Annotated in this window: 10 protein-coding genes and 1 pseudogene; 2 read left to right on the forward strand and 9 right to left on the reverse strand. The window is 35.1% G+C overall.

The window, feature by feature from the left end:
• Positions 1–185 precede the first annotated feature (185 nt).
• The 3 genes from C0966_RS17115 to C0966_RS17125 all read right to left on the reverse strand — a co-directional run bounded on the left by C0966_RS17115 (position 186) and on the right by C0966_RS17125 (position 3,316).
• The gene (locus C0966_RS17115; RefSeq protein WP_274856956.1) at positions 186–1,157 is read right to left on the reverse strand and encodes an HD domain-containing protein; all 972 of its coding nucleotides are present in this window, start codon (positions 1,155–1,157) and stop codon (positions 186–188) included.
• A gap of 474 nt (positions 1,158–1,631) precedes the next feature.
• Positions 1,632–2,687, reverse strand: a complete 1,056-nt coding sequence (locus C0966_RS17120; RefSeq protein WP_274856958.1) for a beta-carotene 15,15'-monooxygenase — start codon at positions 2,685–2,687, stop codon at positions 1,632–1,634.
• A 461-nt stretch (positions 2,688–3,148) separates the two neighbouring features.
• Positions 3,149–3,316, reverse strand: coding sequence for a hypothetical protein (locus tag C0966_RS17125; protein WP_274856959.1), 168 nt, complete (start codon positions 3,314–3,316; stop codon positions 3,149–3,151).
• Positions 3,317–3,421: 105 nt separating this feature from the next.
• Here C0966_RS17125 and C0966_RS17130 point away from each other — a divergent pair, with 105 nt between their 5' ends.
• Both C0966_RS17130 and C0966_RS17135 read left to right on the forward strand, forming a co-directional pair.
• Positions 3,422–3,664, forward strand: coding sequence for a hypothetical protein (locus tag C0966_RS17130; RefSeq protein ID WP_274856960.1), 243 nt, complete (start codon positions 3,422–3,424; stop codon positions 3,662–3,664).
• Between the two features lie 123 nt (positions 3,665–3,787).
• Positions 3,788–4,297: a cupin domain-containing protein gene (locus C0966_RS17135; protein ID WP_274856961.1), complete on the forward strand. Its 510-nt coding sequence runs from the start codon at positions 3,788–3,790 to the stop codon at positions 4,295–4,297.
• A 676-nt stretch (positions 4,298–4,973) separates the two neighbouring features.
• Here the strand turns inward: C0966_RS17135 and C0966_RS17140 are convergent.
• From C0966_RS17140 to C0966_RS17165, 6 genes and pseudogenes are all read right to left on the reverse strand, one after another.
• Positions 4,974–5,339 (reverse strand): alpha/beta fold hydrolase, encoded by a 366-nt coding sequence (locus tag C0966_RS17140; RefSeq protein WP_274856962.1) that lies wholly within the window; start codon positions 5,337–5,339, stop codon positions 4,974–4,976.
• Between the two features lie 20 nt (positions 5,340–5,359).
• Positions 5,360–5,737, reverse strand: coding sequence for an alpha/beta fold hydrolase (locus C0966_RS17145; RefSeq protein ID WP_274856963.1), 378 nt, complete (start codon positions 5,735–5,737; stop codon positions 5,360–5,362).
• 501 nt (positions 5,738–6,238) lie between these two features.
• A complete protein-coding gene (locus tag C0966_RS17150) occupies positions 6,239–11,263 on the reverse strand; it encodes a PKD domain-containing protein (RefSeq protein WP_274856964.1) in 5,025 nt (1,674 codons plus the stop codon).
• Between the two features lie 114 nt (positions 11,264–11,377).
• Positions 11,378–11,641 (reverse strand): annotated as a pseudogene (locus C0966_RS17155) (phosphodiester glycosidase family protein); the annotation flags it as partial.
• A 1,064-nt stretch (positions 11,642–12,705) separates the two neighbouring features.
• A complete protein-coding gene (locus C0966_RS17160; RefSeq protein WP_274856965.1) occupies positions 12,706–13,200 on the reverse strand; it encodes a peptidase M23 in 495 nt (164 codons plus the stop codon).
• 13 nt (positions 13,201–13,213) lie between these two features.
• Positions 13,214–13,591: a hypothetical protein gene (locus tag C0966_RS17165; RefSeq protein ID WP_274856966.1), complete on the reverse strand. Its 378-nt coding sequence runs from the start codon at positions 13,589–13,591 to the stop codon at positions 13,214–13,216.
• Positions 13,592–13,658: the final 67 nt, after the last annotated feature.

The raw sequence follows: 13,658 nt of genomic DNA on the forward strand, positions 1-13,658 counted from the left end.
CCCCCGTCCTGATTTTAGGAGGCGGGGTAAAATAAAGTTGTTTAATTTTTAATAATAAATGCTTTACCGAACTAAAAAAATAACAATAAAGTCGTTTAAAAATCTAAGTTTTATTCCATAATAGCGTCCTATTGTTAAATAAATCATATTTAACATGAGATCCGATTGAGGAAGTTATTTTCTTCCTAAGCATCTAGAACTCTAACAAATGTTCCTTTCAATGATTTTTCTAGAGCTTTTTTGTTTAATTCTATTACTTTGCTAGAAAGCTCTGTAGCTTTCCTGAGCTGACTATTCCCTACAAGAACTAAAGGGTCAATGATCCGGACCTTTTTCTTTTGATGTATGTCATAGTCAACTTCATCACATATCACTTTCTTATCAAGCTTCCTTATTTTACTTAAAACTTCATCATCTCGACTATTAAGCAACTTCCTCCATACAGTAAAATCGTCTAATAATAAATCATTCAATTGAATGATTTGCTTGTCCATTGCTATTTTTAATATATCTGTTAGCGTAGCATATCCATATACGTTTAATGGATGCAGAAAAAAATCAATCACTTCCCTATAATAAGCCTCTACAAACCATTCTGCTGCATCAATGGACTCCACACAAATTTTTTGGTCAATGACTCTTAGGGTATCTACAAAAGAGGAAACTTTATCTAAGGGAATCATGTTATACATAGCTAAATCACGAAGTGTGTAGTCGATACGGTCTGCACAAAGTAAAGGGAGTGGCTGTTCTAATAAAGTCCATTTCTCTATTGGCAATATAGATTCAAGTTTAATCCCATGCTTTTTTAAAACGGAAGGGATTTCAGATGACATAAGAGTTTCCTCAAATATTTGTTCATGAAAATCCTGCTCTGCATTACCTAGGACAAAGTCTATTACATGAGAAAAAGCTGTATGCGAAATATCATGCAGTAATCCTGCTATTTGTTCTTCTACAGAACCACCAAGCTTTTTAATTAACAACATGACGCCGACAGAGTGCTCAAACCGAGTTACATTCCATTTGGGGTTTACTAAATAGCTTGCTCCACCTTGATGAATATTCTTAAGCCTTTGAATTGGTTTAGTATGAATTAATTTTGCAAGAACCGGTTCCAAAGTAAAATTTCCATAAATTGAATCTTGAATTCTCATAACGTCTTGTTCCCTTCTCTTATTTCTTACACTCGTTACTACTTCTTAAATATATTAATCCCCTTTATTTTATCACTGACTCAAAATGAATAAGATATACACATCTAGTTTACATAAACACTCTTTCGGAACCTTTCGAATAACAAAACCCCTTGGCGCTCAAGGGGTTTCAGCTTATGGCCATTTATCGTTTATGCAGGATGTTATACCTCGTTGATCCATCAACGCTTTCGGCTTCTGAAGAAGCCGGGTGGCTGCATAAAAAAAGGGGTTTTATGCAACCTCTTATTCAATTAAATGGCCCAAAAGAAAAAAGGTGCGTTCCTTATAGGAATTCGCCCTTTAATGGAGTAACATAGAAAGCTCATGTTCGCTCGTATTATTGAAAGATAAATGCTCTACTCTTGATTTATTACACCTTTTGTTAGTTTGCCAAAGCAGCCATAGAGCCAGTTTATCCATTGTATCGAGTTTTTATTTTGAAATACGTTCTTTCAACGCCTCATAAAATTTGGTAGGATTATCCATGCGTAAAGCCACTCTCATATATGTCTTTTCAATCCCTAAGAAGAGTGTTGCACGGCAAGGATTCTTTAATTCTAGAATCATATGCGGATGTACGGTTTCAAAGTCTCTTGCGATAAATTCAATAGTTGTTTTCTTATCTATTTTTTTCTCTAGCAATTCTTGATCAATGGTAATAGACGCAATGTTATCTAATGACAATACCATTTTTTTTGCTAATCCAAGAGATAGGTACAAGTAATTATCTGTCATCTTCAATGGATTCAAACGTACAGCCTGTATATCACCAAGGAAAAATAAAATTGAGTAAACATTCAAAATGAGCAATAAAATTGATAACAACATGGACTGATCGTGTAGCCACCAATGAATTCCAATTGTTTCAATAATAATTGCATGAATCATCATGATTTGAAATGCCACTAAGCTCGAATTTTTATGCAGTGTGAAGTATTTATCACCTATCGGTGAACTTTTCTTCCACGATGAAAAGGCATAGTAAAACATAAGTAATTCTGATGCTATTATTTGTACAATTGGATGTTTGCGAACTTTTTCTTCAACTGCGTTCGGAAAAGAAAACAACAGGCTTTCATCACTCATGCGCACTTGCTGAATAATTGCTGGCATATAACGCACTAGCATGAAAAGCAAAGTTAATTCAAACAATACTAACAATCCTTCAATTGCAAAACCTATATAGGATATTGCTACAAATTGTTCAAAGTATTTTGCTGGAATTAAAAACCTTGCTAAAACTAATCCTCCTGCCATCCAAATGATAAAACGTTTAACAGAAAAATTCTTTTTCCTATATATTGCTAATACTAAAAGTGGAGAAACGATTGCTAAGTCAATTAAAGAACCAAGTATTACCCATTTCGTTTCCTCAGGTAATACCATAAGCGAAATAGGTGACCTATATAATAGAAAATTTGAACCAAGCACCAGTACTAATAAAAACATCCATATATAGCTTTTCTTATCATGCAGCCAAGCTGTCACAATATCACCTCTCTTTTCTTCTATTGTAACTTATTTGGAAATGTTTTCGTAATTCATTTTTATCGAATTTTTAAAATTGGTGGTCTTCTGCTAATAAAATCCCCTGCTAATGTTCAAGAATCTGGACCGATTGTTGAGTAGTTCACCATCACAATTCTTCAACTATCCTGACCCTTAGCTTAAATAAGTTAATCAGCAATACTCTTTAACAGAGCCTTTTATGTTTAGAGCCTGTTTTGAAAAAAGATTGATCAAAACAGGCTCTTTTTTATCAACGGTTGTTAGCAAAAATTGATCAAACTTTATTTTAAACCAACACCATCTGAAAGAACTTTGTTGTTACTAAGTATGTTCCATTGTTTCCTTTGACTTTTACCAATTTTATCTGCCTGCCCGAGACGTCTAACTGGCTGCTCCTTCCCTAAACATTTTCCGTACAGGTCCGATCGATAAAACGTTACTTATTTTGAAAATTCTTGGTTGTTGCTTGTAAAGCAATAGGCTCTAAAACTGTTTGATGAAATATCAACTACTTTAATTTTCCGCTGGCTCAATTGGTTTTTGTTAGACAGATAAATCATTTCCAATATTTCTCCCGATTCCAAAGATCTTTTTAATAAACCGTTCATCGATCAGCCCTCCTTTTTTATATATTATATAAGAACGTTTGTTCTATTTCAGATAGATTTCCAAACGTTTGTTTGTATAATTAAAAGTAAGGAGGATATATAATAATGAGGATTAAACTAACCATTCACTTGGATATCGATGGCAATAAACTATTGCAGTCCGGGTCCTTCTCAGCCAGAAAAGAAGAAGATATTCCTGGAATCGCTTATGAATGGATCCAGCAGATCAAGAGGGAGACAGGGTACAGGCCGACCCGCATTGAGAAAGTGATTGTGAACGGTGAGAAGGATATAACGGAGAAGGTTCGGACACTAGATAAGGCACCTATTCCGGACATAAACTTTTGATAATATACATTACTAAATATAAACAAAACATGGTATATTTTAGGAAACCCCTTTTTCGTTATAAATTTTTGGCAAAACCCTTTCTGTGTCAATTATTACTATTTCCATGTCAGAGGTGATAATATGAAGAGCTATCTTCTTTCTAATCCCCCAACTGTTTACAAAAACGAACTGCTCTATTACAGCAAAAAGAAAAACACCAGCCTGTACGAAATTATCTTCCCGTATAACCAAGAGTTGGGAGCGCACATTCACACTTCCGGAGAGGATTGCGCATTGGTGTTGTCTGGAACATTGACTTATTTTGTAAGTAATCACGAAACGATCGTAGCCGAGCCGAGCAGTATCGTGTTTGGTTGGCAAAATGTCCTGCACGGGTACCTAAACCAAGAAAAAGAACCGGTGCACCTGCTTGTTTTTGTCACTCCCGGCAAAATCGGATTGGCCTATCCCGATGATCATGACCCGATCGTGCGAAAAGTCCCCGTGGAATGCCGCAAAGTTCACGCCGAAGAAGAGGTAAACGTTTCTTCTGAATATTCATCGTTTCAGACTGTTCTTATTCACGGCCGATACGAAGAATCTGTGGAACCAGACACATTCAAAGTCTTCATTGATTGGAAAAAGAAGTAACTCTTTATTTTTGATGGAGAAAAAGTGGAACTAACAACCGATGAGCCCATTCGACTGCTCAAATATGTGGCAAAGAGTTAAGCACTATTTAAAAATATACCCCATTGTTGAAGGAGTAAAAAAAGGGAAGCGTTTTGGCTTGCTTTTGAGACTGTTAACAAAGAAGGTCAACAATCTTAAAGCTCAGAGATCATGCTCCGCTTTTTTATTCTTCTCAAAACGATGCCAGAAAAGGTAATTATCAAGATATTGGTTGTAACAGAAGAAGTCCGGGCAATTGATGAAGCACCTATTCCGGACATAGATTTTTGGTGATGCGTTGCTTAATATAAACAAAATATGGTATATATTAGGGCCCCCCTCTTTTATTTTTTGGCAATACCCTTTCCGTATGGAAGGGTTATTTTTTGAAAATGCTATGTTAATGTAGTGTAGTGTTATCCCAAGTTCAATTAAAAAAGTCAGCTTGGGATAACACCTTTTTTGTAACTAAAATGGTTGATTTATATCTTTTGAAATGAACAATTTAAACTTAAGACTTCGTTAAATATTAATGTTGATATTTTCCAAAAAGAAAAGGATTAAATTTGTTCTTTTTGTATGTCTTATTTAACAATCGCGCCCTTTAATGGAATAAATCACACTGAGAAAATTATAAAAATCATACTTTCATTTATTATAAAGAAGTTTTTATTTTAGAAATAACATTAATATTGTCCATTACAATTTTTGGATGAAGCTTAGGAATCATATGACCAATATTGGGAATAACCTTATATATGGTATGGGGAATATCTTTCTTTAATCTTTCAGCCTGTTCGATTGTACCAAATGGATCATCTTCTCCAACTACAATAACGGCGGGAACTATAATCTCCTTATATTTATCACATAGATTTTTCGAAATTTTAGGAAAAGCAAGGACATCTTCTCGATTCGCTCTAAAGTGACTTGGACGAAATCCTAATGCATATACCTCTTCTATATACCCATCAGGTACCTGTTCAGGTGCAAATGTCTCTCTCACCATTGAAGTTGCCATTGCTTTAGCTAATGGCGTTTTTATAGTGTATTTAAAATAATATTTCCTAAAATAGGTGTTATGACTACTTTAGATATTACATCGCCACGTTCTGCAGGATACCCCTCTTTATACATTGCTCCAGCCAATATTACAATTCCAGCAACCTTATCTGAAAATTGCAAAGCACAAGAAAGGGTCATGGTACCACTCCATGAATGTCCAACTAGGATTATAGGTTCATTGATACCAAGTTCTATTAACGCTTTATGAATAAGGTTTGCTTGAGAAATTGGAGTTGTTTCTACATTCTTAGTTCTCTCACTATACCCATAACCCGGTCTATCAAAAGCTATTGCACGGTAACCTTGTTTAACAGCTAACTGAACCACATCTGTAAAATCTCTGCTTGAAAGCATTCCGCCATGTAGAAACACAACTGGTTGTCCAGTTCCCTCAGATATATAATGTAATTTATAATTATCAACTGTTATAAAATTTCCATTTGGCGGAAAAGAATCTTCTGCTTTTTTTAAATTGCACCTGATTATAAACGTACAGCATACCAATCATTATAAGAACAATTAATATAGGAATGGCCATTTTTGTCTTCCTTTCTTTTTAATTTCATATATTTACGATGGAACCAATTAAAGGTTTCTCTATTTCTTAATTTATGTTGCAAAATATATTACTCGACAACCCTTAACAAAATGCTGCTTATTCAACAATCTGGCCCTTTAGTTGAACAACCTAATGGACGTTTTTAAATAACTTTATTGTAAATGTAACAACTTTATTTGTATTTAAACAACTTTGTTGTCAATCAACAACACCATGTTTTTCATGTTTAGAATACAAACCAAAAATGTTATAAATTATAGTAGTAAGCAAAAAAAGAACAGGGTATCCCTGTTCTTTTAATAATTTCGATGAAAATTCATCGGTGAATATATATTTCCGTCGATAAGAACCTTATATATACCTTCGGCTGTTAATATGTTGCCAGAACCTCCATCATGTAAAGATAGAAACTCAAAGACATATTCACCTTCAGGAATATACTGAAACTTTTCGTGCCATAGAGAAGATTCCCATAGAGTACCTTCTGGATTAGCTTTTATAAATGCTCCTTTTGGAATTTCGATCGTTCCTATATCTCCACCAAAATTCACCTTACCTTCTACAGATAAAGCAGGGCTTGTCTGTACTCTTATCATGAATTTTTCTCCGGCATAAAACATATTCACTGGGCGGTTATGCTTGATACGGATCTGCTCCCATTCAGGAGTATGATAAACTAAAGGAATTAACTCAGGCTTTACAAAAACCTTCCGAGTAAACGGAAGAGATACAGCTCCTTCGTTATCTCTCACAATAAGCGTTACATCATACACATACGAGTTAGCAATAAGTTTAGGATATTTTTCATTGCTTGTTGTGATTTTCCCATTGCTATCTTTAAAGGTCCATTGCCAGCCTACAATCGTCCCATCAAGATCATAAGAATTGTCCGGATTAAACCTGATTTCATGTCCATAAATTGGCGTTAATGGATTAAAAGTAAAGAACGCAACAGGAATCTGATTCGGCGGTTTTTCTTTCACTGGAATGATTTGTACTGCCGGTAAAACACTTCGCAAATTATCGTTATCCCAAACATGCAGCGTAACCTTGTAATTTCCTTTTTTAACATTTGTAATCATCGGTTTTCGAAGATTCGAAGTAGTGATATTTCCCTGCGGATCTTCAATGGTCCAATCCCATTTTGTAATAGTACCATCAAAATCAAACGACTTATCAGGATCTAAAACAATTTTATCTCCTTCGATTGGCAATTCAGGAGTCCATGAAATCACAGCAAAAGGCTTTTGTTTCCCCATGATTACCTCAAACTCGATCATGCTAGTATCAGAAAGGGATGGTAATGGATCAGGTGGATCATCAAAAACCGTTTGATAAATCCTATATTTTCCTAATCCGTATTCTGTGAAATCCGTTGGAGGACTTCCCATTTCCCAGGTCTGAATGATATTTCCTTGGTCATCGACTTTTTCAACTTTCCATGAATAATTAATAAGTGGATCCCCATTTACATCATAACTCATATCTTTATAAATGGCTTTTTCATCTAAACCTAATTGAAGTGGATTAGGTGATAATGAAAATATAGATGTTGGTGGATCATTATCAGGTAGCACCTTTATAGTCCTTTCATAAAGATCTGATCGTAATGAAGGAGGATATTTAGGGATATCTTCAACTGTTAATCCCATTACATAAATCCCAGGAGTCACACCTAATTCTTTCATAGTTTTAGGAAACTCTGTAAGAGTTTTTATAATGGTTGGATCCCCTTGTTTTCGAATCGTAATTTGATAATTTGTCAATGGGTCACCATTTGGGTCATAACTTCTATCTTGAATATTTAAAAGCTGGCTTAGATAAACCGTATCTGGTGCATCGAATAAAGCGACAGGCTTTTCATTTAACCCCTTAGTACTTATTCGTTTTGTCACACTTCCATAAGCTCCATCAATGTCCTTCACTTGCAGCGTTACATCATAAACTTTATTCACCTGCAGATTCGTCGGTGGTGGACCATTATATTTCACCCCATCTACTAGGTAACTTGTCCATGTTACTTCTACAATCCCTTTATCTCCCCTGTTATATTGGTGCTCTGGATCGTAACTAAGAGAAGGATCAAGAGTTAGCTTATAATTATCTGCAACATCGATATTGAATTTGAAGTCTGCAATTGGACGTCGATGGACGTTCACGATATACTCTCTGACAATCGATTCATCCGACCATTTTTGATAATTATTGAACCTGCTATCACCAAAGTAAACAGGATTGTCTTTTGCACGCAGTTGGATACGATAGGTTCCTACGGCATTTAACTGTACTGGTGCATTTAACCAATAACCACTTTCTGAAATTGTTGGTTGCTGATTATCAATTACTCTTCCGTTTACTTTTGTATTATCATGAACAAACTTCCATTCACGCTTCAATTCTGGGTCATTTTCAAAGTCGCTGTATTCCACTGTATAATCCAATTTTTCTCCTAGCAAAATGGTTAGATTTTCACTTTCTGCCTTAAAGAGATATTTTCCAATAAGGTAATCCTTAATATCTTGAACATTTCTACCTTTATAGAACACATCGTATAAAGTGAATTGGCCAATATTCGAACCGGCTGCAATTAACTTATCAAAATTATTCCGATTGGAATTATAAGCTGTGTTCCAAAAGAAAATATTCTCCAGTTTCATTCGTGAAGCAATAGGGTTAAATTGACTCGAATCATTGATCCAAGTCCAATTTTGATTATCCAACCGTATATAAACCACTTCTGCATTTGGACGATAAAAGTGTCTAGTAAAGTTTTCTTTCAGTCTTGTTGGATCTGCCTGTTCAGTAGAATTAATTCCTTGATCATAATAGTACAAAACTTCCCAATTGTAGTAAATTTCCTGTTTTTCTAATGTGTACGTATAGACAAATTTTACATACGTACAATCATATTTATAGTCTCCATTGGGAAAAGTACCAGCTGTACAGTACCTCCAATCTCGTTCTACTGGATAGTTTTGAGCCTCTTCAGCACTCCTAAATGTACCAGTCGCTACAACAACTTCTCCAGATTTATAGCTGCTTACTATATACCAGGGATAAGGAGGACTATACCCTGAATACCCTGTTACGGTAGTTTGAGGGTAACTATAGTAGGTTTTATATCCCCAGTAAGGGATATTTCTAACTCCTTCTCCATCTGTATCTGGCTGTTGATAGAAGGAATCCTCAATTATCACCCTCGCATCGATCCCTTTTGTTTTCAATTCCGTTTCTAAGTCGGCTGCCAATGACATGACCTCATTTTTTTCAGAATGGTCATAGGTATAATAATAGTGGTCATATTGACCTCCACCATCATTGGTGTATGTTCCACCTGGACGAGTACCGGTCTTATGCTGCAAGGTTGCTTTTGTTAGACCACCTACATCTATTACGACGTCTACTAACCTATGAGTTTGCATTCCGAAATCGACTGAAGGAGGGCTATTTGAAATTTCAACAGCTTTATCTTTTTCAGGAATATTAAAGTTTTCCGTTTTAGAATATTCACTTACTTTATCATGCTCGTCTACTTTTTCAGTGAGATCCCTTCTATAATCAGAATCATCAATAAACCTTTCAATCGTAGGTTGTCCAAAACCTTCTACAACTTCTAATGTAAAGCGATAATAGCCAACTCGATCTGATTCATAAAAAACGGTTGTTTCATTATCACTTGAAATAACTTGTTTCGGAGTATCCATCGGTGTGCCAAATACCCCATCATTATTACTATCATATTCGACAGACCAAATTCTTTGTTTAATAAAGTCGTTATCGATCGATCTGCTAGAATCCACTAATTTAATAGTTGCTTTTTTGGAATTATTTACATCGCGTAAAGCAACTTTTTGATTGACGGTAAAACTAGCAACAGGTTTTTCATCAGGAACGATAGTAATTGTTTGGGTATAAGGCTCACTTGTTTCTCCGTATTTATTTGTTACGGTAATCGTAACTTCGTATTCTCCTGCTTTTTTAAACAGCACATCACGCTTTCCGCCATCTGATGATTCAGCAATTTTAATATCAGATAGAGTTAGACCTGGACTTTTTGGTGTAAACTGCCATGTTGTTAAATCATAATTTATCGGGGCAACTCGTGAAGAAGGAGTTGCTTGATCTGAAACGTGAGCATCGAATGATACTTTACGATTTTCTTTTAAGGTTCCACTTGTTTGAAGCATTGCTTTAGGTGTGGTAGGGAGAATCTTAAAGTCTCTTGAATCCGTGTCTGTCGCTAAATCATCATCCGTCACCGTTAAAGTAACAGTATGTGTTTCTTCTTCAGTGACTCTTGGAAAATTTTTAGTATATCCTGATGGTTCTCCATCGACCCTTAAATCCCTCGAAATAATCTCACCGTCATGATCAAAACTATTATCCTGGAATTCAACTGTTTCAGGCCAATAGTATTCAGGTGATGTAAAAACACTGGCGATCGGTGGATTGTTTGGTAAGGGCTCTGGTTCCGGTTCTGGCTCCGGTTCAGGTGGCGGTGTTTCAGCAACATAAAGTGTCGCTTCAGCTTGAAGACCATTATATTTTGCGATAATTTTTGTGTTTCCTTTTGCTAAACCTTGAAATTTATATTTCGTATTGGTTTGTTTTGCAATTGATGTTTTTTCGACACTCCATGTAGCAGAAGTCGTCACCTTACTTTCTGTACCGTCGCCTTTTACTAGGAAAGCATCGTACGCTTGAATGTCTCCTACTTTAATAGAAGCGGTTTTTGGGCGGACTTCTAATGATTCAACAGGAGCATATTTATATTCGTACCATATATCTTCAAACTCCATTGCCGCCCATTCATAGTGCCATGCTCCCCGCCAATCTACTACATCTCTATATTGCCAGTGTGCAAATGGAATACTTACCGCCCAGGCATTTTCTGGACGATCAGGTTCAAAAGTTGTTGGATGACAAGCACCAACCTCTGATTTACTGGCTCCAAATTTAACTTTACCGTATGCTCCTGGTGTTCTTGCTAAGCAATCTTCTTGTGAAACAGGATATGTTCGATATTCATATACAGGATATTCAATCTTATCAACAATTTTATATCCAGTTGGAGGTTTCCAATTTCCATTTGTTGTCGGACCTATCTTTGTTTCATTGCTTTTTTTACTTTTTCGGAACGCATTGAGAAAATAAGTATGATCATAAGTTGTAAAAAATTTCTTATCTCCAAAATTTCCACTTATCCTATTGGTTACTAAATAAGGTGGCTTTTGTCCTGGTTTACCTTCAAATTCAGTAATTTCCGTAACTGGATAAGACCATGCTACCCCTGCTGGTGGTGGCGGATCCGCATATACCATATTCTTCTGAGCTAATTGAAAAAAAAGCATTAAAACAAGCAGAAATAAAAATATTTTTATAAAGCTCCTTCTAATCAGTTTTCACCACCTCCTAAACTCTTAAACAAATAAAAATTATTTGTTTAACTCAGCAAGTTTTGCTTTACTAGGAGTTTTGTATTTGATAAATCCTTTCATGTTTGTAATGTAGTAACCGCCCCCTAAACCATATTGTCCTCCAAATTTGCTGTCATAAGAATAGACTCTGTAAGACTCTCCTGGATAAAGGATGCGTACAAAAGTAAGCTTGTTATCATCCCGTTTCCATAGATTGATAGGTTTAACCACATCAATTTTTCCAATCTGGCCTGGTTTAAGTTCTGCTCCTTCCCAATAAACTTTTCTAGGTGTGTTTGGAATTGTAGGGGATGTAGAACCCTCTTTTGTCAAATCTTTTCCCTCAATGTAAAAAGCCTCATATTTTATCGGATCGTAACCATATTCCCCACTATGAGTATGCAAACCAACACCTACAAATTTAGTTGGATCAGAAACATAGATGTATGCTAAAACATATTTCTGACCATTATCATCAATGATTTCGGATTTTTGTACTGGTTTTTTCGCTGTATCAGCTAACACCATTCGACTATAGAGTGTGAGTTTTTCTCCTACTGACCACTCTGAATTTTGATTAGGACTCAATTTAAATACTACAGTTCCTGGTTTTTTACCATAAACTGCTACAGTACCTGCTATATAAGCACCTTCTTCTCTTCCATAAACCTTTTGTGTTTCTAAAGTTTCTCCTTGAATCATCGCTGCTTCAACTTTAGTTTCTGAAAACGGATTAAAGAATGATTGGTTAAGAATAGGACCTAAAGATCCAAGCGTTAAAGCCCCTGTTAATGCAATTGCAGTAATTTTTTTATACATTTACAAAGTCCCCTTTCTTTTATGATGGTATAAAAACCATTTGATATGAGTCTTAATTAGTATGATTTCTTGTGTTCCAATACAATTTATTTTTTCATGAATCCACGCTCCTTTTTAAAATAAAAAAAGCGGTCTTTATTCGAAAATGGGCATACTTCAAACATGCTCATTTTTCGATCCAAAGACCGCTTCGATTCTTAAACACCAACAGAAAAATTGAAAACATTGTATACAATACCATTATAATCCTTACAAAAGGGATAGTTCAAGGTATTTTACAAGATAAAATATTTAAAAAAGCGGTACTTATCAATATTCTGTTTTCATCAATCTTTGATTTTTTTCAACGATAAACATCTTATATTTCAAAAGAATAAAAGCAAAAAAGCCCCGAAAATCCATAAGAAAATAGAATACAAATGTATCCTTCTTAGGATTCTCGGGGCGTTCCCGTTAATGTTAAGATTTAACATTATCATATAAAAAATTGTCTGTATGGTCAACTAAAACAAATATACTGGTTTTTACTATTTTTTATATTCATAAACCGCTGCTTGTCTTATATACGTGGTATTCCCTTTAAACCAGCGGGGACTTTCCGTAGTCATTACAGCAATTACACTAGGTCCGTTTATTCTTTCAAGAATTTCATAATCCGGATTTGAATAAACCATTGGAAATGTAGCATTACTGTCGTCAACAAATTCTAAATGAACAATATAAAGTTCATTTTTAAAGAAAGAGGATTCGTTTGGTGTATATACAAAGCCAGCTTGACTCTTAAGATCCAAATTTAATTCTAGTGATTCTTTCAATTTGTCAATTGCTGCCGATTGATCAAAAATAACCTTACCATCTGCAATTGCATTATGATCGACAGCCAGGGCAGCATCATGAACACCTAATTCAAGAGCATTTTTTATTTGTCGAGTAGCTGTTTTATCGGCATCTATATTAAATTGCATTTGAATGATAAAAGCAAAAAGTAAAATAAATAACGCAGTCCTTAAAGTTGTTGCCATTTGAACAACTCTCCTAATTAATGTATTCGCTTAATACTTTTGTTTCTTTTTTAAAAGTATCAGGACCTTGATTAAAAATGTCCACAATAAAAATAAAACCTCGAGGAACTTCAATACTTGCTTCTATAAATTCATTCCGAGGTGTAGGTGTCATGGTTGCTTCTATAGTGATTTTTGTTTCGTCAAAATTGTATTTTGTGACTAAAGTATCTTTCATATCATCAATAATTTCAGGAGTGAAATAGCCTTCTATTGCTGCTTTCTTCGCTCCCTCGGTAAGTACAACCTCAACAGCTTCTCTATGTAAACTATCAATATAGGTAAGAATGGGAGCAAACATGATATTGATCACAATAAATAAAGTCATCCATTCACCTAATGTTTTTGACATTGAGATTTCCTCCTTAATTGGATAACAAGAGAGGAACATAATTCCCCTCTTGTATGAGAAGTCAATA

Origin of the sequence: Bacillus methanolicus, from assembly GCF_028888695.1 — a bacterium.
Taxonomy (GTDB): domain Bacteria; phylum Bacillota; class Bacilli; order Bacillales; family Cytobacillaceae; genus Bacillus_Z; species Bacillus_Z methanolicus_B.

Bases quoted from the DNA above. Each gene is read 5' to 3' on its own strand.
- C0966_RS17135 (WP_274856961.1), top strand. From the start codon at position 3,788: ATGAAGAGCTATCTTCTTTCTAATCCCCCAACTGTTTACAAAAACGAA.
- C0966_RS17140 (WP_274856962.1), bottom strand. From the start codon at position 5,339: ATGGCAACTTCAATGGTGAGAGAGACATTTGCACCTGAACAGGTACCT.
- C0966_RS17150 (WP_274856964.1), bottom strand. From the start codon at position 11,263: ATGGTATATGCGGATCCGCCACCACCAGCAGGGGTAGCATGGTCTTAT.
- C0966_RS17115 (WP_274856956.1), bottom strand. From the start codon at position 1,157: ATGAGAATTCAAGATTCAATTTATGGAAATTTTACTTTGGAACCGGTT.
- C0966_RS17145 (WP_274856963.1), bottom strand. From the start codon at position 5,737: ATGCTTTCAAGCAGAGATTTTACAGATGTGGTTCAGTTAGCTGTTAAA.
- C0966_RS17160 (WP_274856965.1), bottom strand. From the start codon at position 13,200: ATGGCAACAACTTTAAGGACTGCGTTATTTATTTTACTTTTTGCTTTT.
- C0966_RS17130 (WP_274856960.1), top strand. From the start codon at position 3,422: ATGAGGATTAAACTAACCATTCACTTGGATATCGATGGCAATAAACTA.
- C0966_RS17165 (WP_274856966.1), bottom strand. From the start codon at position 13,591: ATGTCAAAAACATTAGGTGAATGGATGACTTTATTTATTGTGATCAAT.
- C0966_RS17125 (WP_274856959.1), bottom strand. From the start codon at position 3,316: ATGAACGGTTTATTAAAAAGATCTTTGGAATCGGGAGAAATATTGGAA.